Below are 23,198 nucleotides of genomic sequence, written 5' to 3' on the forward strand. Positions count from 1 at the left end.
AAGGACATTCGGGCTAACGTGTTCCCTCACGTTAGCCTTTTTGTTTACGCCATAATTATAGCTGATTTCAAACGGCATTGCAATTTGAAAACGCCTTGCCAGACCAAGCAAGGCGCTATATGAATGGTAAGTGCTAGTTATATAAGGATTGAATAATAGCTAGCAGACAATTTAAGTGAGGGGAAACCATACCCTCAAGAATGATTATACTCTAGTCTAAAGCGATTTTAAATTAGCCGTTCTGCCAAAAAACTGTCATTGCAGCTAATCGAGTTCGGCATTGGCCAGATCAATGGATTTAATAATCGAGAGGCCCTCATCAAAGTCATTTTCGGCAGCCAGACGATTAGCTTGTGCGGTTAAGGCATCCTCAAAGAAGTTTCTGACTGCGCGACCATTGGCAAAGTCGTCTGGTCGGTCGGCACAGGTCGTCTGGAAAAGATTCATAGCGTAGTCGCGTGCCTCGTCAGTCAGCTCTACCCCATACTGCGCGCACATCTTATCCAACATTTCCAATAGTTCAGCTGGTTCATAGTCCTCAAACTCCAAGTACTTGTTGAAGCGTGACTTCAAGCCGGGATTGGATGCCAGGAAGGTGGCCATTTGATTTGGATAGCCGGCAACGATCACGATAAAGTCATCACGGTGATCCTCCATGGCCTTCAAAAGCGTGTCAATGGCTTCTTGACCATAGTCGCTGCCGCTTCCCGATGCGAGCGTGTAGGCCTCATCGATAAACAGAATCCCGCCCAGTGCCTGTTCAATCACGTTCTTCGTTTTGATCGCTGTCTGCCCAACATAACCGCCAACCAGTCCGGAGCGGTCGACCTCAACCAGCTGCCCCTTGGAGAGAATCCCCATTTTATGGTAGATTTTTGCCAGTAAACGCGCGACGGTGGTCTTACCTGTCCCTGGATTGCCATAGAACACCAGATGCAGCGACATGGCAGGCTGCTTAATCCCGCGCTGTTCGCGAATTTTGCGGACCTTAAGCAGGTTAATCAGCGAATTGACGTCCTTCTTAACGGAATCAAGGCCCACCAGATCATTCAGCTGAGCCAGCAGTTCTTCCAAGGTCACGTCATCCTCTTCAGCAGCGATACTTTCCATGCTGCTATTATCATCAGCCGTCTGTTCTTCATCAGACATCGTTGAAGACTCAACGCTATCCATACTATCATCAGTTGATTCTGCCGATTCAGCCATTGGATTGTCTAACCAGGCGATGAATGAACCAGCTCCATTGCCGTCAAGCGAGCCGGCAAAAATGCTCTGCTGATCATCGCTGACGGTAAGCAGACACGGCTCATCGGCAAGTCTGAGATTCTCCACGCTGCCTGGATTATCCTGCAGGTCGAATTCCATTGCTTCCAAAAGATCACCATAGTCCGACGCGCTTGGACCATCGACTAGGTAAAGTGAGGATGAATCATTATGTAGCAGATACAGCTGTTTTGAGGTGATTTCTTCATATTCGGGATGCTTTTGCATAAATCGCTGGTAAAAATTCCAGTTAATGTTGAAGATACCTTGCGCGCTGCGTTTGATGCTATCGGCACCATCGGCATTTCCACTTAGATGACAGATGGTACAGATATTATGAATCAGTCGCAGAACCAAGTCGTTAAAATCGATATCTTCAAAATCGACGTCCCCCATTTCGGCACGCCCCAGCTCCCATTTCAAAATACTGTGATATATATCGCCTGACGTTTTCCAATCCCCTTTAAAGAACAAAGCCTGCGCGATCTGCAGATTGATCAGCATTGAAATGTCATCATGATTACTATCCAATAATACTTCTGTCAGCTTACCCAACAGCAGTCGTTTGTTGACTAGAATCTGGTTGAGTTCTTCATCCAGAAATAGGTATTCTACCGGACTGTAAATGTAGTCAGATAGGAACCCAATCAGATTTCCCATGGCCACGATATCACCTGGATCAAACTCATAGTCATCCAACAGCTCTATATATTTATCCTTATACTCTCCCAATGGATATATCTCTGACATGAAATTTTCCCCTTAGTATATGTAGTTATCCTTAATATATCATATGAAGGCGACAAAAAACGCCCGCGCGAGGAAAAACGCAGACGTCAGTGACTACTGTTATATGAACGAATGGCTAACAATGATTAGTCGGAACATGCAGCAAACTATTGATATATACAGGCGTTTAAGTTGGGCGAGAATGGGGATAACCGTCCAACCATTATTAATTGTACTATATTATAACAAAAACTGATAATAAAATGACTTATCACGCAAAAGAATTGGTAACCTCTGCGGAAGTCAATATAATTAAGGTGTTGTCTGATGGCAGCGCTTTGCTTCTTCTGGAAACATTATGAGGGGAGGCGATTGCCATGATGAAAGTCGTTTTGACTGCTCTGGGCCGCCTTCTTTCGGGAAGGAGCTCGCATGATGTCAGACCTTGATCCGTTCACGGGCTTGGCAAAAGTGCTCAGTGCGCTGCCTGGCCTGCCGGAAACCGTGCAACTGGCCGCGTTGGGAACCGTCTGCTTTCTGGCGCTGGTCATCGCGGTGGTCTTTCTCTGGCCGAAGAAGCCGAGAGAATAAAAAAGGCATCGTCCCGCAGTTTGGCGACTGGGACGGTGCTTTATTTCTGCTATTCATGAAGTAAGGCGCTGTCGATGATGACAACGTGGGCTTGGCGCTGTGCAGGCGTCGAGCCCTTTTATTTACGTCTTCATTATAGTCGGCCACGGATTGCTAATCAAGAATGGTGGTTCGGCTTTTCAGTATTAGTCTATTTATAATATAACCTTTAAAGGAGGATGCTTTTATGACCAGTTTTCCATTAGTTGCCGACATCAGCAGCTACCAGCCTGATGAGCCGGCGTTTTTCCAAGCATTGAAGAATCAAGGAGTCAAGGCAGTTATCGTTAAGATCACACAAGGCTCGGCGGATGGGGATGCCTACATCAATCCCAAAGCTAGGACGCAGATAGGCAACGCGCGGGCGGCTGGACTGCTCGTGCATGGCTATCATTACGCGCGTTTCAATGGTCGGCAGGACGCGATCAATGAGGCCAAGTGGTTCTATCAAAACGCAATCGCACTAGGATTAGGCAAAGAAAGCGTCTTGGCGGTGGACGCGGAAGATGACGCCCTTGCCCATTACGCGACCGCTGACGTCAACACTTTTTTGCAGTATCTGATTGATCAGCAGCACTTAAACGTGGACGTGTATTCGATGGCTTCCTGGTTCTGGGAAAAGCGACTGATTCAATCGGAACTGATCGCTAAAAACGACTGGGTGGCCAACTATGGTAAGTCGCAGCCTGGCGTTCCCAACGTTGGTACCTGGCAGTTCACCAACAGCTTTTCGGTAGCTGGTATTGGTATCGACATGTCCTATGACTTCCATGGCTACTACACTGATCCTAAGATTGGCTACGCGGATGGTCAGCTCGCGATCAAGGTTGAGCAGGCGCCAACGCCAAAGATTGAGATTCCCGTTCCCGATTCATGGGTTGATGAGCTGGGCGATACGTGGCATAAGGAAAAGGGCAGTTTTCTGCTGGGCATGCCGCTGCACCTTCGCTGGGGAGCGCGAACCGATTCGGCAATCATCGCCATGCTGCCGGCGGGCGTCATCATAAGCTATGATGCCTGGTCGCGTCACGGCGGCTTCGTCTGGCTCAGACAACCGCGCGCCAACTATCAATACGGATATGTCACCTGTCGCGACGCGCGGACCAATCAGGCATTTGGGACGTTCGCCTGATCGCGCAACAAAAAATCGCCCCACTGGCAGTCAGTGAGACGATTCTGGATAATCAACTAAGCGGAATGAGATTGTTAATCATCTATCTAGCGAAACAAAATCAATGTGAATTGGTTGAAAAATTTCTTGAGATGAAATTTTGAAGGGATGGGCCAACCCTTCATTGGTATTATAACGCTTTCTTTTGTCTTTTTAAATATGTTGCACTATATTATAACTATAAAAATTCAACACAAATAGAAACGCCCATGTCTGGACGCTTTTCTATCCCTATCTGCGTTTGCCGCCATTTTTGAGATAAAGTTCGTAGCTGGTCGTTGAATAGATTTGAGAGACAATGCTGCGTACCTTACGAGAAAATAACCGCCACATCGCGTCATCTGGCAGCTTCTCGACTTCAAATAGAGTCTTGGGACGCAAACCTTTGCCAAATTTCCACTCAATCGTACTGCCATTGATCATATATGCTCGGCGCGTCATCGTGATTTCAGACATATTACCCTTTGGCAGCGGCTTGACATCTCCCGCGTGATCCATTCGAAAACGGTACTGCCCGTCTTGAATTTGAATAGGTGGATAGATTGCCGTTCGATCGGGTGTTTCTACCGGCTGAAACATGGCCATGCGGCGGTTAGCCTGCTCATGACCGATATAGTCAACCCATTCTTTGCGCATATCCTTGATAAATTGCTTTTTCTCATTTGGATTTCGTTTAAGGTTTAGCTGGTTTGCCCGTTCGTTGTATCGATTAGCAAATTCTTTAACCCATTCCTGCTCTTCGGGGGTCAAATCACTGAGACAAAGAGCGATCGTTCGTCGGTATGGCAGAAAGTTGTCAGCCACCCATCGATCAACGTCCTCTTTATTGAAATAGGTCCGGCAGCCCAGCACCGGAGCGTTAAAATAACGGACCGAACTCATCAGGTTGCGTTTGAGAAAATCCGCGCCGACCCAGAGCTTTTCTTCCAGTTCAAACTTCTTATATGAGTACTTCTCAAATGCGACAAAGCGCCGTTTCTGCTTGTGACTGGTAACCTCAACGTACTCGCCGGAATCGATAAGTTCGCCAGTTGCCTTGTCAAAAGCCTTCAGAGTATTACCATCACGTTTGAATTCAAAATCTTCCAATGGCATATGTATCTCTCCCTCGTTTTTGATGCCTAATGAGTAGATTATACTATATTATAATGATTTTGAAACACCAATACGTGCCAAGATTGAGAAAGTACGTCTTTGATTGCTAGGGATTATTGTGGGAGTGAAGTGAAAGTAAATTTATACCACTTTGACTAACCTAACATCTAAATTCACTTCAAACTATCTATAAACTTGGTTAAGTATGGTGCTGTTTACCGCTTCATTACGGAAATATTCCGCGATGAGGCTCTTTTTGTTTACTGTAAACCGGAGAAGCTAAAGAGAATAAAAAAAGGACCCTGAGCCGTGTTTGACGACTTAAGATCCACAGAAAGATTCTCCCCAAAAAGGAATTGCTTATGTTATTCAGAACTACCAGATGAGTATGCAGGCCCCATCACCAGGCTCGGCGACACGGAGCAGCGATAGGGCTCACCCGAGGCGACGGTAAGCATGGCACATGCGGCCCGCCGGAGGGGAGACCAGAGCGCGGAGTAGAGCCGAGCCTGGCAACCAAATATTTTGACCTCTAGATCTGCTGTACGGTCCTTCCATGTGTGTCATTTTTCCAATCATTGCTTTGCTCTATGCTTCCTCTTGCCTTCTAATTTCTTTTTATACTGCTCAATGAATCTTTTATTGAAAGCATTCGGTGCAGCAAAACGGTGCGCGCGCAAGAAAGAGAGATATTGATATTGAGGTGTGTCCCGTCTCATATAATTTTGATCATTAATTACCTTTGTAAATTTCTTTGACCAATAGTCTGGATGCTCCAAAGTATGCTCACAAACCTCAAACAAGTCTCGTTGCATCTGTTTAAAACATCTTTCTACAATTTTGGCTTTCTCTTCACTTAGCACATGATGCTTTGCTAAGTGGTGAACGTTAAAGCATATTATCTTACCGTCTCTCTGTAAGATGACGCCCCACGGATATAACTGGCCACAGATGCAAGCAGTTTTGACAAGATGGTACCCTTTGTCACCCACATCAATATCAATAAGCTGCCAGCCTTCACTTTTAAAGATCTTGCTTAATCTTTTTTGTGACATTTGCCAACGATACTCGATAATGTCATTTACACTCTCCTTTCTCTTTTTTAGTCTATTTAGAAGTTCTAAATACTCCTCACTCTTATAGACTTGTTCACTAACTATAGCCATGTACTCCTTTTGAATTTTCTTTCCGTACAATGCTCTCCATTTCTTCATACTTGCTCTTCGAATTCTTTTTAACATCCTGTTTTGTCTAATTTCCTCTTTTTGCTTCTTCGGATGTTGCAGCTCCCATTCTTTTCTTTTTTTCTCTCTTTGTTTTCTAGCAAGAGCTGCCATCGCCTCTTGATAGACCTTTTGTAGATGGTTTTCATCATCGACAAACAACGGCAAGTCAGCTTGCCTAAAAGCGAGACATTTCTCATAGAGGATTTGATGACGATTTTCTTTAAACGCACCTGCGTTGACTGTTTCTTCAAAAAGATTGTCATCAAAACGTTTGCCGTGTCTATAGGCAATCAAAATCGAATCTTGATAACGATCTATCCTGTTCACACCTTTTCTTATCTCTTGAATTATTTGCAATGGAATTCCAGCTTCCAGCTCGAAATGAGTTATTCCTAACTTCTTAACCAGTCGCTTGCCGTTATGAATTTTTTTCGATTCAAGAATATATAGATACTTTACTCGCCGACCACAATCGCAGTACAAATTCTCCCCAGAGTGTCGAGAGTGACGATCATACCAAGGATCTACTTTTATATCGCTAAAGACCCAGTTTGTTTCTTCAAGAAAAGAGTATGTATAGAACCATGACTCCATCTCATATTTTTTAAAATCTGCCAAAGCCTTTAGTTGAACATCACTCATTTCATCAAACAGTTTTTTATGCTCTTGATAAGTTAAAACCGGTAATTTTCTCTGATTTCTTTTTTTTCGTTTCTTTCCCATTGCTAATTTCCCCCAATCGTCTTCAAAAGAACTTTAAGAATGAATCTCCTCATCATCAATCAATCTAAAATAAACTTTTTCCGTTCTCCCAACCAGTTAAAGAGCATAAGGGTAATCTACCACCGGCAAGCCTGTGGCCCATCAGTGATGGGGATAGGACAGTAGTATTGTTTCTTTCAATTGTGCTTCTATTTTGTTACTCAAATATCACGCGTTGGTTACAGCATGTACTGCCAAATATTACACATGGCTAAAATGATTTTTGAAAGTATCAAAGTTTCTTTTTCTAAAAATATCGAGCGCCAAGTCTGGACACCCGATATTTTAAAGTCATTTATCTTCATCGCTTTTTATTAAAGACAAGTTCCCAACATAGCTAAACAATGAATTGCCCAAGCTTGAAATCTCAAGCGCTTTATTATCTTCGGCTGCTGATAAAGATGAGGAATGCGTTCCGTCCTTTCCCACCAGCTTTTGTTCAAATAGCTGATTTGATAAGCAGTCCTCTATAACGCTTTTAATTTTCACTCGCGTTCCTAGGTCCCTACACTCTGATTCAAATTTGCTTTGCAAATCATCTAAGATCTTATTCATTCGCTCTGACCCATCACCATAAGTCTTATTAAACAGACCAAGCATCAGAATATCTACATCAGCTACTCGATTAAATACTTTTTGGATAAGCTGACTTTCATAAGCATCAAAATCATCATTGTTAAACGCCTTAATGTCATGAATAAGCATATTAGCCAAAAATTCTCTTCTCATAGGGTAGATTTCAACGCCATAGCTTTGCAAAATATCTGTCACAGTATGACTTATATACTGTTTATCGGTCTCATCAAGTTCAGCTAGTTTTTCTTTAAACGCTTCAACATCAGCTTCTGCCTTTTGAAGTTTTAGCTCAAGCCGTTCAAATTGTTCATCTGCCTTGTATTCCTCATAAGTATCCGCTGTGGCAACAATCAGTGACGTAACCAACGGAATCGATTTAATCAACATGTTGGAACCGTTTAGCGGAATACAAGATGCAATCTGAGGTGCAAAATTTTTTAAAGACTTTAGCGACAACCTTTTTAGCTTTTTTTTCGTATTTAGACACTCCTTCTATCTCTATCCCATCATCTGATCAATTTCCACTACTTGGTTAAAGATCGCTTCAAGAACCTGCACCACGATGCTGTTACCTGCCAGTTTAATCATCTTGGCATTGCTCAGCATGTTTTTATTAGAACGAACGCTGAAGTTGTTATTCTTTAAAGCATCAAACTGTTCTTCATCAAATCCCATCAGCAGGAAGCATTCACGTGGCGTTAGGTTTCTGTAGTGACGGTTCCAAGACACCAGCGGATTCTTTTCATAGGCAACGATTCCTGAGTTGGGATTTCGATCCTGCTTGGTGGTAATCGTTTTTGCGAATCTGCCCACTATTCGATCATCAATCGCCAATTTATCGTTGTTCAGATATATCTTGCGACGAGACTCGGTAAAGTTGGGCGTGCTCGTTACCGCCTCTTCATAGTAGTCTTCATTTGAGTAGTCCAGCTTTAGATAGTTTTCCAACGTTCGAACGGCTTTATCTGGCAGCTTGACCATTTCTAGATCATTGCCGAAAAAGTAGTCTCTTACCATCGTCTGACGCTTTGGAGTATCAGCCAGAACGCTCAACATGTATGTTCTTACGCGAGTCTGCGGGACGCCAAAGTTTCTGGCATCCAGCGTGTAGATCTGGTTTTCATATCCCATTGAGTTTAGTATGCTGCACCATTCGTGGAAGTTTTTGATGTTCTTCTTTGAAAGAATCTCACTGACGTTTTCCATCAATAGAAAGCGCGGCATATCCTTATCGCATTCCTCATACTCATTCAGCAGCCGGTCGATCTGCCATAGAAGAGTACTTCGGTTATGAGCATTTCTATCGATGCCGCCCTCATTGTGGTACCAGTTGCCAGCAATAGATAGATCCTGACACGGAAACGAGTAGGTCAAGATATCACCGTCTGGAAGATCCGTCGCATGAACCTTGGTAATGTCTACCAGATTATTGGTTCTGTTGATTGCTGCCAAGATTCTCTTAAGCTGAACCGTTGTCATCGCGCCCAGTCCCTTTTCAGTCATTGGCGTCTTGCCATCACTCGACAAGGTAAAACGACTCAGCTGTTTGATCAGACTTTCCTTAGTGTGATGACGATAAGGGCTTAGATCCTGTTTGCCATTATGAATAATGTCATAGGCATAAATGGCACCGATCTCCCAATCCGCTGTTGCAACCGTTTGGAAATCAGCATGAATGTTTTTCATCGCTTGGGCTTGCGCACCGATTCCACTAAACGTTTCAATCAGTTTTAAAATGTTTTTTCTTCTCCTTTCTGGTTGTCCTTGACCAGCTCCATGTAAAAAGGTCCTTCTCTAAGCCTGCCGACGCGCAGCTTGACGTTACCGACGTTTTCAACCGTAAAAAGAGTATCAGCACTTATCTGCAGCTTTTGAGCAATCAATTCCTTCATGTTTACGTCATGGAATCTAAGCGATCGACCAAATTTGCTTTCAGTATCAGCTTCTATCACTCGGCTTGCAGTATTAAGCTCGAATACTTGATGAGGGGGCAGAACAGCACCATATTCCTTAACCCCATCTAAGCTGAGATACGGGATATCATCATTGATCGGGGCCCGCTCTGGTGCGACTTCCTTACGAATGATTGGGATATCAATGTATTCATCATATCGGTAGTATGGCAGATTTTGCCACTGTACCCCCGCTCCAAAGCTTGACTCGCTTTCCCCCTCGATCGGTTTCTCTTCATGAACATCATTCTGCTCTCCAAAATGATTCTCAGTCGATGAAGAATCTTCAGTCTGGGCCGTCTCTACCAAAGGGATCACCTTTTCTATCTGCTCATCAAGACATGACATTGATTGTGATGCGGCCATCTGAAAAACCGCGTCTAGATTGTTGTCGGCAACCGTCATAATCTCTCTCTGCTCAAAAAAGCCGTTGAACGAGAAATTTGCTGACCCGACGTAGCCAATGCGATCTCTTGAGTTATAGAATTCCATTACCTTTTGATGGATCATCGGCTTATCGGTGACATAGCACACCTTGGCAACCCCTTTTTGCGTAATGAACTGATAATACTCATGATCCCTAATTGAGACGCCTTGCCGAGCCATTCCAAGATACAGTTCAATATTAAGATTGGGAAAGTCGCTCAATACCTTTTTGATAAAATCACCAGAGCTATAGCCGGTTATTACCCGTAGACAATCAAACTCATCAGCATTGGCCTGCATGATTCTCTCATATAGGTCATTTACTATCAGAGTCATTTGTTCTCACCGCTGGCTTTTTTAAACAGGTCTTCTACATAAGCCTCAATGCCGCCTTCTACCAGCTCTGGAGACGTTGTCATCAAGCGTGCCGTATTAAGCTTCATAACTCGTCTAAACAGGTTTCGGTCTTGGTAGTCCTTGTACTTTTTCATGATTTCATGATAAACGTCAACATAGTATCCAATGCCTGGACGCTCAATCAATCCTTGAATCGTATCAGTCGTATTGTTTTTGATCAACTCATACGTTGCTTCCTCGCTGCCATCCCAACAAATATGGATATACCACCAGATGACCTTGAGCCATGTTCTTCTAGAAATCTTGAAGTAGTGATCTGGATTGTCTCCCCATCGTGAATGCACAACGTCTGGAATAACTCGCACCGAAAGCCAGTTCCAAAAATCATTGTTGGATGCCTCACGATTATTAAAACCTACATTCTCGTTAAGAATCTCATGCAGTTTGAATCCATAGGCGACGTCAAAGTCATAGTCCAGTTTTTCTGCGGTGTCAAAGCCGTGCTCTTCAAACACCTCATCACGCGCGTCTATCAGTTGTTTTCTTAGTGCCTCCCACTCAGCTGCTTGAGGATCGTCCTCAAAGCCAATTGGTACAACATTCTGATCTTTAACGATTAAGCGCTCATAATCATTTTTAGCCTGCGCCTGTCCATAGTTTACGTCATTCCATCTAATACTCATCTTACACATTCTATCCTTTTCTGTTCAGCTTCTCCAAGCCTTGTTGAAGCGAGTTGAATACGCTGCTTATGCTGAGGTCTTGAATATCCACTTCAAAGGTATCCTGCCAGTATCCAACTATCTGCAGTATCGATCCATCCTCCGCAATATCAAACGACCATGAATCGCCTTCCATATTGTTCATTTCTAAAACGGTTTGATAGATGATCATGGCCATTGCCTGTGCTACGATGCTGTTCATCAGTGCTTTCCCCAGGCCTGCTTTCTTGCCATAGCTATCACTGAGCTGCTTGAACAATGGGTGACTCTTATTCAGCTCAACCTCAACGCTGGCCGGACTGAATGGATCAACAACCGGGTCATCCCAGTGCTTGCGCAATTGCCATAATGGCCCACCTGGAATGCTTGACTCCGTAATTGGGAATGTCGAACCAGTGCCATCAATGACAAGCTTGGTCTCGAAGATGTTGTCACTTAGTCGCATGCCAATCTCATCAGCTTGAAAGGGATGCTTTTTCTCAACCGATGCCAAGTAGAAGAAGAATTCCAGTTTGATAACGCCACGAAGCACGTCTTTTGGGAAATGGTGTCTGAATGTCAAGACTTGTCCCTCCGGAGTGTCTTTGATGGTTGCTTTTAACGGTATCGTTTCTTGAAACATTGCCTCACGAGAATTGATATGCGCGGCTATTCCGATTTGATTGGCTGAATCGGTAATGGCGGATGAGCCAAACAATGCACTGGGATTGCCAATTTGGAACTCTTGAACGTAATCAAGATCATATTCTTCTGGAAGCCATCCTTTTTCAATCTCATTAAGCTCGATTTTTTCTTCAGCTTCCTCATCAATTGGAAGCTGAATCATCTCACCCAGCTCGTTTTTATACTCTAGCGAGGGAATGCCTGCTCTGATGTCGGCATTTCGCTTACTGCAGTATTTCTCATCTATTTTTCTATAAAGGTCAATCTTGGGCATAGATTTTCTCCTTAGTCGTTTTGTTTGATTATCAGTTCTGGCTGATATTCATTAGACGACAGGCTTAGCTTTAGTCGTCCCGTAATTTCTGATCGTTCATTGTTAGAGTTGGTTAAGCTGAATCTGGCTCGTGAACTGGCGATGGACACGTTGACTTCAGTCTCATCAATCTCGACCTTATCGATTTCGACAGGAAAGTCCAACGTAGCCAGATCCTTGGTCCATTCTTTAAAACTCATTGCGCTTTTTCCTTGAGTAGAGATCTTGATATCTACGTCTGCCGATCTCTTAAATCTAGCAACAAAGTCAATGAACAAGCTGCCGTCTTCATCCATGCCAGTATTTTTAATAGTGATTGAGGAGGCATGTTCGTGCTTTTGACCACCGTCTGAAGGAGGTTTGGGACGACTTCGACCGGCTTTTCCAAAATTATTTGGTGGTAAAAGGCCCGCATATTCATGAGCTAGTTTTTCAGAAACAAGCGAAACTTGTCTGTCTTCATCTGATCCAGCTGCATTGGCTAATGCTCGTGCAGTCTCTCTCTTGATTCTGTCTACCAGTGTAATGTTCTGTTGGCCGCGTTGGTCAAACCAGTCGGCATGATCAGCTTTTTCACCAAAACGAAGGTACTGCTCCAAAGTATCGTATTTATCAGTACGATACTTTTCATAGATCTTTCCATTGGAATTTGGTACGAAAAAGGCAATTAGACATTGATCGTCTGCAATTTTTGCACCCTTGCTCCACTTATCGTCAAAGTCATATCTTACAATCATCCCTGGCTTGCGGGCAAAAGCTACCAGTTTAAATGATTCTTCAGTCTGATCATCAGCATCTTCGATATATTGACGATACGTAAATCCATTGCTGGTTACCGCATCAGAAAGGTTCTTAATCACAAAGGCAACGCGACCGGCATTGGTTTTATTGTCCTTCATGCCGCTTCTAGGAAGTCTGATATCCTCGACTTTAATATCATCGCTGGCATTCCCTGTCAGAGCCGCCGTGTACAGATCACGCAACAGACCAAATGGCTGCTCTACTTCTGGATATCCAACCAACTCTCCGTTAACCTTACAGCACAGATCAGCATTACCGGTTCCTTTCGAGTACTCGTCATTTAAGATTCTTGGCGCATACCATCTTTGGATAGCAGTAGTCAATGCACGTTCGCGGTTCCTCCCCCAAGGATTGCTGCTGGTCTGTTCAAATTCCTTTAAGTATGGAATTATGATCGTCGTTCCAGTATCATCTGCTCCATATGGCTTCAAGCCGAAAATGTCCAGAAACTTCTCAATCTGCTTATGATCAGTAATAGGATAGAAGTCGTCCTTGTCACTCTCGCGTTGCTCTCCCCACCAGGCTATGCCACGCCTGCTGTCAGTCAACAGTCTCTTTTCTGAGCGAGGGTCTTCGATCAATGAGGCGATCAGTCTTTCCTCATAACCTTGTTCTGCTTTAATGCGCGTGTAGTAGATTACGATGCCGCAGCCGATTCTAAAATAGCTGGTTTTGCCTAATCCCCAGCTTCCCCCAGCACCATTAGCTTCTTGATTTTTCCCAAGTCCAAATACCAGTTTGAAAAAATTGCTTTTCGTCAGCTCATCGGGACGATTCAAATCATATTGGCCATTAAGACCAACCGTATTTCGGTCACTGATGGAAAGAAACTCAGCTTCATCAGTATAGGCACGGTTTAGATTATCAGAAATCCTTTCAAATTCTGGGTTTAACCGATAAGTATCAAATTTTCCTGTTCGGTAGTCTACAAAAATATGATCTACACCGGCTTTTGATGCATCAAGAGCATTCTGAAGCGATTCACGCACAATAATATCCATAATCGAAAAATCAGTGTTTTGCAGCGATCTTAAAATAGCATCCCCCGATTGATTCATATCAAAAAGGTTATCCGAAGCTTCTCTAATTTTCATTTTCTATTCTTCTCCACTTGTTTCCTCATCTACTTCAGTCCCTGAATTCAAAGGCTGATCGTAGTCTTTAATAGTAACGGCACGATACTTTACCACACTCTTGTTTGCAACCCGTCTTTCACTCTCTGGAAGCCAGATGTTGAGGCCTATCAAGTCATATGGCGTATTCAGATCTCGACGTTCTTTTGATTTTTTGTCTGCTTTCGAGTTCTTATCAATACGATATATAAGGAGTTGTGGGATGTTACTCATACCTTTTTGACGGCGATATCTGGTGATTGCTCCCATGTTGGATTTTTTAACTGATTCTGGTGCATCATTGGCATCTGGAATGTCTGCAAGCAGATCGCTTGGCGAACGCAGAGCATGAATGTCAATGATATCATCAGTGCTCTTGTCGGTCTTTGAACGCCGAACTGCATCAACAGTCTTGCCATTGACGTTCCACTCGTCCTTACTTGCTTTTCGAACCCCTTTTTTTCCTCGACCAGCAAGGATAACATTCCAGTTTGGGAAGTTTTCACCGTTTTCAGACAGCCATTCAATAATATGAGGCATTGAAGCAAGCTGTTTATCCAACTCAACACCTTGATAGCTTCCCAAGTACTCCTTAACCTTCTGATTCTTTACTCCTCTCCAGATCATATGAGCACCATTTGCCTCATATTCTCCGAGTTCTTCTAAAAAGGTCTTAGTATTTTCTAGGTTGGTTTCCATGCTCTTTTCTTTGTTCTTATACAGAATGATCTGGTGATTCAGTCCCTCAAAGTTAAAAACAGTTGGCCTTGATTCCTGCATCTTGTTGTTGGCCGTGATCCGCACGTTAACGTAGCTCGGGCTTTGCAGAATTCTTGGTGCTGATTGAGTTGGCGTGAGGTCCGTATCGGCATATTCCTTCAGCTTCTCTCGCATGTCTTCATTCATTTCTGTCAGGAATTCATATCTTTCCTCGGCCTCTTGATCCATCCAGATCCTTGGCATCAACTCATATCCTTGCCGATAGCCGAACCAACGTGCCATCTGCATCAATGTATCTGCCTGGTTGGTTCGACGCAAAAAGAAGGTGGAGACCAAGCCCTCGATCGTCAGCCCACGAGAAAGGGTATTACCGCCAATAACGATAAACGCTGGAGCTTTCTTACACTTCTTCAGTTGATTTCCGTCTGGATATATAAGTCTGATATGTTCGTCACTCAGATCATTGAAGCTGCTGTTGTCAATGCATAGGTGAATGCCACTGCCATAGACGTTCTCACCCTCATCGGTCATTTTAATATGATGAACAAACTCGCCATTCGGAATAGACAGTAGACTGATCAGCTCATCCTTGACTGCATCCCATTTTGGATAGTCTTTGACAGCACCCGAATAATCAGTCATCACCTTCTCAAAAGTTTCTTTTGAGAGCTCATCTCGACCCAATTTGTACTCTTCACGGAACTTTTTTAGAACGTGTTTGGGATCCTCTTGATACTTTTGCTGAAGTTCCTTTAAATAGCGCTGAACTGATTTTTCAACAAGACTATGTGCCTGCTTATGGAAATCAGTATGGATCATCATCGAGATTGGCTTCTTATAATCTTGAGATCGCATAGCAGCCATTGCAATCAAAAACCAGTCAATCGCCTTTCGCATGCTTTCTGGTGCCTTGAATGCTGCTCCATCACGTTGAGCCTCTTGGATCTCTTTGCTTTCTTTCTGTGGGATCTCATTGACGATATCCTGCATTCCCCTTTGATAGTCAGGATCGCCCAAGCCGAAAATCTGCGTTGGTCCAATATAGTTTTCGCCCGGCTCAAGCAATGATATGAAGTTCTCAGGATAAAGAGTATGTTTTCCCGATTCATTCAATACATTGGCAAAAGGCGTCGCAGTATAGGCAACGTAATTCATTGCGCCAAAGTTGTCGTCCTCTACAATATTGAGGATCCATTTATTGATACTCGTCCGCTCATCGCTGTTGACATCACGCGTATTGATGCTTGCTTGATCCGCTTCATCGTCAATAAACAGAACCTTCATCTGTTTCTGCTTGTTATGATCTCGTTTCAGCCAGTTATATAACGACTCAATCCGAGAAACGTTTTTTAACGACACTATCAGATACTTCTCTTTTGAATCAGGCTTCAGTTTCAGCTCATCAGTAGCGAATCCTCTTCTGATCGATGGATTTTCAAGATTGTTCCAATGATTGTCACCTTGACCATCTGCCTGCAGGTCATTGAAGATTCGCTTTGCATTTTGCTGGCGCAGATTCTCAATCATTCCTGACAAAACGATAAACATGTTGAAGCCATTGTCAGCCGCCATTGCAATCAGTGCGCTGATATTTGCCGTTTTTCCAGACTGAATATTCCCAACTACCAATCCCTTGTGTGGACCGGTTTCGGCATCCATGGTCAGATACTTTAACGTATTGAATGCCGATTCTTCAATATTTTCAACCGATTTGTCAGACCAATGATCTTGATTGACCAGCTTGTTCCTGTATCGCCTCCAGCTGCTATAATCACCGGTTGGCTTTACAGCAGTATTATTAATGCCATCACCAAAAACCGTTACTTTCGAAACACTAGTCCTCTCTATTTGATCATTGACTAAATCTGTATACTCCTCATACGTCAAAGAACTATCATTAAGTGATTCCCATATAATTTTGGCAGCTTGATAATCAGACTCAGATAACATATCTTTCCAACTTGTCTTCTTTTGCTTAACATAGTAATTCTGAATAACATCTAGCTTTGTTATAAGCATATGCATCCCCCAAGACTCAAACAAATTTTTATTATTGAAAACTCGAATCAATACGTTTGTCTCATCCGTACTTCATGAATACAATTATACTCTACCTCCCCTTCCTTAATGCACACTTGCTGAAAATATATGTTATAATTATTATTACCGTAGTCAACGCATTGGGTTCATTTGGTCATGACCCAACTGACTACCTTTTTGCATAGGGCAGCTTCACGGCTGTCCTTTTAATTTTCATCTAAAAAATCCGAGCACAGGTCTGCACCCATGGCTCGGATTTTATTTATCATCAGTATCTTGTGAATTCTGCTTTGCTCTGACGTGCCACATGATCAACTCGGCATAATACTCTGGATTCTTCAGCACTTTTTTAGACCAAAAGCGAAGAACGGTCCACCCCTTCTCTTCTAGCTTGGCATTGACCTCTTGATCGTGCTTCATATTATGCTCGATCTTAGGAATCCAGTAGTCACGGTTTCTCTTAATGTGATTGCGATAGTTTTCCCAATCATAGCCATGCCAGAACTCCCCATCGATAAAGACGGCGATTTTGTATTTGGTAATTGCGATATCCGGCTTTCCAGGCAGCTCTTTATAGTTTTTACGATAGTGGATGCCATTGTCCCAGAGAATCTTACGAATAACGACTTCATCCTTGCCCTCAGTCACATGGACCTTTGACATGCGTTTGCGAGTTTCTTGGTCAGTATCGAACTTATACTTCATCACTATCGCCGCCTTTTGCATTGTATAGGATTCTCACATACCTAATAAGATCACTATTCATTGATAAAACTGTTCAAAACGTCGACCATGTTAAGACGATTCAAGTATATCTTAACGTCTTCCAGCTGCATTGATCCTTCTGGAAGCCATGATGGATTGATCTGGACATGAATCTGTGTATCTGTTTTGCCTTCATATGGCATAATCAATGCATCGTAGGTTTTAGCGGCACGATTGGCAAACAGAAAATGATAGACCAGCTGTTTATGGTTCAATTCATTCAACTTTGAGTAATATTTTGCATCAAAGATATACTGACAGTTATGCCTGTGATCGAGATGATACATATCAGGCGCCAATGATCTTTCACCATGCTTTAGGTCGTAGCCATGTTCAGTTAGCTTGGAAAAAGATCGATTGAACGTGCGAGAGCGATCGTACAGCATCTCATCATGCTCCTCATCAATTCCCTCAAAATGCAGTTCAAGATACTTACGTACTGCCGTCTCCCAAAGGCTTGAGTATGAATGATCCTTAAAAGACATGGCATCCCTTGCCTTATCGTTTACTCTTTCAAAGAATACTATCAGATTGTTTACCAAGTCCTTGTCAATGTCTTTGAATATGGTTGCTTGAACTTGATAGAGTTGATTTATAACAGCCTGTACATTGTTTAAAATATTTTGATCTACGCCCCGCATTGCAATGCGAGAGTTGTCTGGCAAAGGAATCAACTCATCAAAAAGACGCTTAGTGTAGTTGATGGCAAAAACCATACATTGGGTAATCAGCGTTTCGAGATCTTGATTCTTTGAAACATAGAAAGGCGCAAAGATTAGATTGCCGCCACCAATAAGCTTGCTTGATCGCCGGATCGTCTCCTTCCACGAAATACGTCCTTGATAACCTTCATGAACAAGCTTTCGTCTTTCTTTATAGAGACCATAGATACTGAAATAATCATAGATTCTGTAGAAGGCTTCTAAGGCAAAGTCACTTTCAATATCACTGTCTTTTCGATATTCAGAAAATTCAGAGCTTCGATAGAATTTTGTGATCGTCTGCATGATCTTCCTAACATGACCAAGCTGCTGACCATAACTCAACCGCTTAAAATCACTGGTTCTCATATAATGCTTAGGGATGGACACCAATAGTCGATCCCCTCTTCGTACAAAGCCAACGAAGCCACACATCAGAACTGATCTACCTTCTTCTAAGTCATTCAGCTGACTGTAGTCCCTGCCTTTAAGACCATAAAAACGAATCAGTCTTTCTGAAATTGGCTGTCCATCTTGAACTACGTCAATCTTAATCTTCGGCTCATTCATTTCCATCTGCATCATCGCTCTCATCTAATGAATCATTTGAAGCGCTGCCTTTAAGTTTTTCAATAAACTTGTTGGAAAATACCATCTTTTGGCCAAATGAATCATACAGATCTGCAAAACTTGCAATCTTAGAGTCAAAAAGAGATCTTGCTCCGCCATTCATTCTTCTGGCTACTATATCAACGTCTTCCCAAAGATACTGAAGCAGCTTATCCTTAACCAGTTCTTCTGGATTCATTTGACTATGGCCAAACTTGATAAAATAAGGACCAATCTGTTTATCTTCAGTCAAACCAAGATCTCGCGTTATGAAGTCATTCAAGGTCGTGTAAAGCTTGTACCAGCTAACTGTCATGTCGGACGAGATTTCTATATCTGGATTATTCTCAAAACTTGCCTCATCTACCTTAGGCGACACGTATTCCCAGGTAAATCGACGCTTAAAAGCAGTATCCATGGCAAAGACGTTTTGATCACTGGTATTGACGGTACCAACAATGAATAGATTTTCTGGCAAATAGACGCTGCAGCTGTTCGGATCAGTAGCTCCATCAGCATCTGACAGAATAGCATTCTGCGCAATCAGCCCGTTGTTGATGGTATATTCACTGCGGCCATCCTCATCACGATCAAGCAGCTGGAAAATATCACCAAACACGGCTGCAACATTGGCTCGACTCATTTCCTCAAGAATTAAAAACGTTGGTCGCATTGGATAGCTAATGGCATGCTTAAGTGCACTTGTAAATACTCCTGGAGTAAATTCATAGGTAACTCGCTCTTGCTCTACTTTAGGCAAGAGTTGGCCTACAAAGTCAGAATAAGAATATTCGGGATGAAGCGTTGCTCTAAAAACGTCTGGACTGCCTTGTTTGGAAGAATAGTCCGCAATGTAGTCGTGCTTGATCTTTTCACTTACACGATATGACTTACCGGTACCAGGAGCCCCGTAGTAGATTATGTTATGGCCACCCTTGAATGCTGGCTCATCGTTCTTATACTTTGTTGAGTCAACAAAAGTATTGATAGTCTTGCCTACCCGCATGGCAAATTCTTTAGTTAATCCATCTGATTCCCTTTTTCTTATGATAAAGGTATCGTATTCGATCTTTTCTTCTCTTTTCAAGACTACAAAAAGATCTTCAGGTTCAAAGAGAGTTCGATATAATACAAACCCTTCTGAAGACTGTGTTGGATTTCCCAACTCAATCTGCCTGTCGTCACCGTGCTTCGACATTTTAACTGAAGCCGTTACAGTTGCAATTCCCTGCTCATTGTAATCAAACGAAGCGTCTGCAGATATTGCATCAATGTTCTTCTTAAAAATATGGAATGGGACCTGCAGAATATAGAATGACTTTAGGTTGTTGTTTCCATCTTTTGAACTATAGTTTGAGATGTCAATATATGGAAACATATCACGCGATGGTCCAGTTATGGCAATGTGCGTCTGCTTGGACTTCTTGTTCGCCCTAATAATATTGGTAGCAGCCATTGGCTTAATCATTACGGCATCATAGTCTTGTCCTAGATCAATACCACACTGCTTCTTTACTATGCTTGCAACTTTTCCCAACAATTCATTAAAATCATTCATCTGCAATCTTCCATTCTTTTTTCTAATAAACGTACTTGATAATACGACTTCCAATCTCTCGAGCCAGCAGTGGCGGCACACTATTGCCAATCTGCTGATACGTCTTGGTCAGACTTCCTTGGAAAAAGAAATCATCAGGATATGACTGAACTCTTGCTGCTTCTCTAGGCGTCAATCCTCGCGCCTGTGAAGGATGGATGTACATATTGCAGTCAAACTTCATATGAGCCGTGATTGTTTTGCATATCCGATCAGGAATCAGCTTAAAATACTTATCCTTAAAGATGTCGTTTCTTGATTGATAAGGCATGATATCAGCGATTCTTGAACTATCCGATCGATCTCCAGGAATCATCCGACCATAGATTTCAATATCTCTGTCATTATTGTATCTTGCCTTGTGATTGAAAACGAGATCATTTTTCATTCCCTCATTGATCTTTTCGATATAGGAATTTTCTTTAGGAATCGAATTGTCAATCAGATAACCGATCTTATCATTCTCCAGCTTTGTATTGTTTTTCACTCTGGATGCCTCCAACGGCTTTAAGCCATATAGAGCAGCTGATAATGGCGTATATTCATCACTGGCGTCGCTCATGATCGATTTGATGACTTTATCTGCGCTGATGTTATTCTTTTCAGCAATATCTTCTCTGATTCCTACGTAAATAAGCCGTTCTCTGTTTTGTGGAACTCCATAGTCTTTAGCATTGAATATCTTGAAGGAGATATCGTAATGGGCACCCGAAGAATTGAAATCCTCTACTACTTGGTTCGCAACCTTCAGCATCCCCTTAACGTTTTCCATGATAAATATTTTCGGCTTTAAATGACGAACGCTCTCAACATAGTATTTGTAAAGCTTGTTTCTTGGGTCATCAATAAGTCGTTGTCTGTTTGCCTCAGAAAATCCTTGGCATGGAGGACCGCCAGCAATAACATCAACCGATTCTGAAACGTATTCGTCGATATTGGATGCTATCGACTCAATTCCTCCCATGGTAATGTTGCGCCCCTCTATTTCTGGATGGTTAAAAGAATACGTTTGAAGGGCCGCCTTCTCAATATCATTAGCAAAAACAACCCTAAAGCCTGACTGAATCAAGCCAAGCGAAAGGCCACCCGATCCACAAAAAAGGTCCACCAAAGTCGGTTTGCTGAGTTGCTCTAGAGTTGACGATGCATATTCACGATAGCTCTTAGAATATTTTCCAAGGTACTTATCACGAAAGAGATCTTCAGATGTGATATTTCCAAGAGCAGCTATCAGATCATCATAGGTACTTTTCCCTAAAAAAGTCTTCAATGCAGCTTCATCTCGCTCTGGAGTCGTTAACCCCAGTTTCTCAAGATTCTCAGCAACATTAGCATTTTCATTATTTGCTGGATAGCGGAGCCGAATGGTACGAATAAGATTGTTGACCATATCTTTTATATCCGCTTTCGTCAAAACATCTGGATTAAAAAGGTTGCTGTCAAATCTCTTTACATTACTTGTTGAAGTCATAGCCACCATCCTTTAAGAAACGATTTATTGATTGTGCTACGGCATATGACACATTGACTGAAACCGCATTGCCAAACTGCCTATAGAGCTGCGTATCAGAAACAACGTATTTCCAGTCACTTGGGAATCCTTGCAGCTTACGGCACTCATTTGGTGTAAGCCGTCTTACCGATGAAATCGGACGTTCCGTAGTATCTTCAAACCGACTGCGGTTCTTTTCATCTCGATAATAGTTGTCTTGATTGGCACGATGCATCTTGTGCATGGTAGCAGTCAATGGTCGTGCGATATCAAGATCAATTTCTGATTTTGAGTAGTATCCGCCACTGCCGCTCGAAAGGATCGTAGGCAGCATCTTTTCCGAAATAAAGTACTTTTTGTCGACATCCTCATCAAGAATATCGTAAACCGTTTCGTCCAGTTGCTTTCCTTCTGGGTATTCATAGTTAAAGGCGTAGTCACCGAAATAATCATGCCGAAAAGCAACCACAAAAACGCGCCTTCTGGTCTGAGGAAGCCCAAAATCTTTTGTATCAAGGATCTTTGCGTGTACAACGTATCCTAGTTTTTCCAGAATACCCTTCATCTTTTTGAAGGTCTTTCCCTTGTCATGTGTCAAAAGATTTTTAACGTTTTCCAATACCAAAATCTTCGGCTTTTCTTCATGAAGCTCAATGATTTGCTGAATGGTAAAGAACAGCGTACCTCGATCGTCATCAAATCCCTTTTGCTTTCCCATTAAACTAAAAGGCTGACATGGGAAACCGCCGATCAGCACATCACTTTGCGGCACTTCATCATACATCTCAGTGATATCGCCCTCGACAATTTTAGAGCTGACATTGGCTTTATAAATCTGAACCGCATTTTTGTCTAAATCATTCGCCCATTGAACGTCATAGCCTGAATAGACAAAGCCAAGGTCAAGACCACCAATTCCAGAAAAAAGGCTTGATACCGTTAGTCCATTGCTTTTGCTAGTCTTTCTTTCCAACTTTTTCTCCTCCCACATATTCCATAATGTCTCCAATATCGCAATTGAATCGTTCGCAAAGCTTTGCCAGTGTCTCCATGCTGACATTTTCATTTTTGCTGAGTTTTGCCAAGCAGCTGTTGCTTATTCCGATACTGTCTCGTAATTGAGTCTTGTTTAATCCTTCTTCAAAAGCTTTTCGCCACATCTTCTTGTAAGAAAAGTCCACGATCTCTCACCACCAATATTCTGCTTAAAAAGAATTTATTTCTATAATAACAGAATCCATTAGAAATTATAAGAGCATACGTTCGATAATCGTTAGAATTTAATAGAATACTCCTTCATACTAATTTTTTATGATATATAATCATGACTTTTAACAATGTTTTTCTAAATTTATAATCTATTTCTCTCGAATTGGTATGATTACCATCATTGATTAATTCATCTAGGTTATACCCTCGAAAAATATTACCGGTATACTTTTATGCTACGATGCAAGCACACATTATATAGTATGT

18 protein-coding genes are annotated in these 23,198 nt (G+C 42.5%); 2 read left to right on the forward strand and 16 right to left on the reverse strand.

From position 1 onward, the window contains the following. Window positions 1–264 precede the first annotated feature (264 nt). On the reverse strand, window positions 265–2,013 hold the full coding sequence (locus FC47_RS10940; RefSeq protein ID WP_235804010.1) for an AAA family ATPase: 1,749 nt from the start codon (window positions 2,011–2,013) through the stop codon (window positions 265–267). A gap of 414 nt (window positions 2,014–2,427) precedes the next feature. Here FC47_RS10940 and FC47_RS10630 point away from each other — a divergent pair, with 414 nt between their 5' ends. Both FC47_RS10630 and FC47_RS08335 read left to right on the forward strand, forming a co-directional pair. Then, the gene (locus FC47_RS10630; protein ID WP_155519163.1) at window positions 2,428–2,583 is read left to right on the forward strand and encodes a hypothetical protein; all 156 of its coding nucleotides are present in this window, start codon (window positions 2,428–2,430) and stop codon (window positions 2,581–2,583) included. 226 nt (window positions 2,584–2,809) lie between these two features. Further along, window positions 2,810–3,754, forward strand: coding sequence for a GH25 family lysozyme (locus FC47_RS08335; RefSeq protein WP_056968601.1), 945 nt, complete (start codon window positions 2,810–2,812; stop codon window positions 3,752–3,754). A 270-nt stretch (window positions 3,755–4,024) separates the two neighbouring features. Here the strand turns inward: FC47_RS08335 and FC47_RS08340 are convergent, their stop codons facing one another. From FC47_RS08340 to FC47_RS08410, 15 genes are all read right to left on the reverse strand, one after another. Beyond that, the gene (locus tag FC47_RS08340) at window positions 4,025–4,888 is read right to left on the reverse strand and encodes a hypothetical protein (RefSeq protein ID WP_056968602.1); all 864 of its coding nucleotides are present in this window, start codon (window positions 4,886–4,888) and stop codon (window positions 4,025–4,027) included. Window positions 4,889–5,463: 575 nt separating this feature from the next. Further along, window positions 5,464–6,837: a hypothetical protein gene (locus FC47_RS08345; RefSeq protein WP_056968603.1), complete on the reverse strand. Its 1,374-nt coding sequence runs from the start codon at window positions 6,835–6,837 to the stop codon at window positions 5,464–5,466. A gap of 330 nt (window positions 6,838–7,167) precedes the next feature. Further along, a complete protein-coding gene (locus FC47_RS08350; protein WP_155519164.1) occupies window positions 7,168–7,839 on the reverse strand; it encodes a hypothetical protein in 672 nt (223 codons plus the stop codon). A 111-nt stretch (window positions 7,840–7,950) separates the two neighbouring features. Beyond that, window positions 7,951–9,138 carry a DNA (cytosine-5-)-methyltransferase gene (gene dcm, locus FC47_RS08355; protein ID WP_056968605.1) on the reverse strand — a complete coding sequence of 396 codons (1,188 nt, stop codon included), beginning with the start codon at window positions 9,136–9,138 and terminating at the stop codon, window positions 7,951–7,953. Between the two features lie 44 nt (window positions 9,139–9,182). Beyond that, the gene (locus tag FC47_RS08360; protein ID WP_056968606.1) at window positions 9,183–10,166 is read right to left on the reverse strand and encodes a restriction endonuclease PLD domain-containing protein; all 984 of its coding nucleotides are present in this window, start codon (window positions 10,164–10,166) and stop codon (window positions 9,183–9,185) included. Beyond that, entirely contained in the window at window positions 10,163–10,870 is a 708-nt protein-coding gene (locus FC47_RS08365; RefSeq protein ID WP_235804011.1) for a DUF6339 family protein, read from the reverse strand. The genes FC47_RS08360 and FC47_RS08365 overlap by 4 nt, the downstream gene beginning before the upstream one ends. A 10-nt stretch (window positions 10,871–10,880) precedes the next feature. Further along, window positions 10,881–11,846: a hypothetical protein gene (locus FC47_RS08370; RefSeq protein ID WP_056968608.1), complete on the reverse strand. Its 966-nt coding sequence runs from the start codon at window positions 11,844–11,846 to the stop codon at window positions 10,881–10,883. Between the two features lie 11 nt (window positions 11,847–11,857). After that, window positions 11,858–13,780, reverse strand: coding sequence for a hypothetical protein (locus FC47_RS08375; RefSeq protein WP_056968609.1), 1,923 nt, complete (start codon window positions 13,778–13,780; stop codon window positions 11,858–11,860). 3 nt (window positions 13,781–13,783) lie between these two features. Next, window positions 13,784–16,588 carry a Z1 domain-containing protein gene (locus FC47_RS08380; protein ID WP_235804012.1) on the reverse strand — a complete coding sequence of 935 codons (2,805 nt, stop codon included), beginning with the start codon at window positions 16,586–16,588 and terminating at the stop codon, window positions 13,784–13,786. Between the two features lie 228 nt (window positions 16,589–16,816). After that, complete coding sequence (locus tag FC47_RS08385; protein ID WP_056968610.1) at window positions 16,817–17,263, reverse strand: very short patch repair endonuclease; 447 nt, start codon at window positions 17,261–17,263, stop codon at window positions 16,817–16,819. A gap of 53 nt (window positions 17,264–17,316) precedes the next feature. Beyond that, the gene (locus tag FC47_RS10450; RefSeq protein WP_162258421.1) at window positions 17,317–18,594 is read right to left on the reverse strand and encodes an LlaJI family restriction endonuclease; all 1,278 of its coding nucleotides are present in this window, start codon (window positions 18,592–18,594) and stop codon (window positions 17,317–17,319) included. Next, window positions 18,587–20,191, reverse strand: a complete 1,605-nt coding sequence (locus FC47_RS08395) for an McrB family protein (RefSeq protein ID WP_056968611.1) — start codon at window positions 20,189–20,191, stop codon at window positions 18,587–18,589. The genes FC47_RS10450 and FC47_RS08395 overlap by 8 nt, the downstream gene beginning before the upstream one ends. Before the next feature lie 22 nt (window positions 20,192–20,213). After that, window positions 20,214–21,701 (reverse strand): DNA cytosine methyltransferase, encoded by a 1,488-nt coding sequence (locus FC47_RS08400; protein ID WP_056968612.1) that lies wholly within the window; start codon window positions 21,699–21,701, stop codon window positions 20,214–20,216. After that, on the reverse strand, window positions 21,685–22,695 hold the full coding sequence (locus tag FC47_RS08405) for a DNA cytosine methyltransferase (protein WP_202812959.1): 1,011 nt from the start codon (window positions 22,693–22,695) through the stop codon (window positions 21,685–21,687). Before FC47_RS08405 ends, FC47_RS08400 begins: the two co-directional genes overlap by 17 nt. Further along, complete coding sequence (locus tag FC47_RS08410) at window positions 22,679–22,903, reverse strand: helix-turn-helix domain-containing protein (protein WP_056968614.1); 225 nt, start codon at window positions 22,901–22,903, stop codon at window positions 22,679–22,681. Before FC47_RS08410 ends, FC47_RS08405 begins: the two co-directional genes overlap by 17 nt. Between the last annotated feature and the right edge of the window lie 295 nt (window positions 22,904–23,198).

This window comes from Limosilactobacillus mucosae DSM 13345 (assembly GCF_001436025.1).
In the GTDB taxonomy this organism is placed as follows: Bacteria; Bacillota; Bacilli; order Lactobacillales; family Lactobacillaceae; genus Limosilactobacillus; species Limosilactobacillus mucosae.

Coding starts and splice junctions, on each gene's coding strand:
- FC47_RS08340 (WP_056968602.1), bottom strand. CDS start 4,888: ATGCCATTGGAAGATTTTGAATTCAAACGTGATGGTAATACTCTGAAG.
- FC47_RS08370 (WP_056968608.1), bottom strand. CDS start 11,846: ATGCCCAAGATTGACCTTTATAGAAAAATAGATGAGAAATACTGCAGT.
- FC47_RS10630 (WP_155519163.1), top strand. CDS start 2,428: ATGTCAGACCTTGATCCGTTCACGGGCTTGGCAAAAGTGCTCAGTGCG.
- FC47_RS08400 (WP_056968612.1), bottom strand. CDS start 21,701: ATGACTTCAACAAGTAATGTAAAGAGATTTGACAGCAACCTTTTTAAT.
- FC47_RS08375 (WP_056968609.1), bottom strand. CDS start 13,780: ATGAAAATTAGAGAAGCTTCGGATAACCTTTTTGATATGAATCAATCG.
- FC47_RS08335 (WP_056968601.1), top strand. CDS start 2,810: ATGACCAGTTTTCCATTAGTTGCCGACATCAGCAGCTACCAGCCTGAT.
- FC47_RS10450 (WP_162258421.1), bottom strand. CDS start 18,594: ATGAATGAGCCGAAGATTAAGATTGACGTAGTTCAAGATGGACAGCCA.
- FC47_RS08395 (WP_056968611.1), bottom strand. CDS start 20,191: ATGAATGATTTTAATGAATTGTTGGGAAAAGTTGCAAGCATAGTAAAG.
- FC47_RS08345 (WP_056968603.1), bottom strand. CDS start 6,837: ATGGGAAAGAAACGAAAAAAAAGAAATCAGAGAAAATTACCGGTTTTA.
- FC47_RS08360 (WP_056968606.1), bottom strand. CDS start 10,166: ATGACTCTGATAGTAAATGACCTATATGAGAGAATCATGCAGGCCAAT.
- FC47_RS08365 (WP_235804011.1), bottom strand. CDS start 10,870: ATGAGTATTAGATGGAATGACGTAAACTATGGACAGGCGCAGGCTAAA.
- FC47_RS08350 (WP_155519164.1), bottom strand. CDS start 7,839: ATGTTGATTAAATCGATTCCGTTGGTTACGTCACTGATTGTTGCCACA.
- dcm (WP_056968605.1), bottom strand. CDS start 9,138: ATGAAAAACATTCATGCTGATTTCCAAACGGTTGCAACAGCGGATTGG.
- FC47_RS10940 (WP_235804010.1), bottom strand. CDS start 2,013: ATGTCAGAGATATATCCATTGGGAGAGTATAAGGATAAATATATAGAG.
- FC47_RS08385 (WP_056968610.1), bottom strand. CDS start 17,263: ATGAAGTATAAGTTCGATACTGACCAAGAAACTCGCAAACGCATGTCA.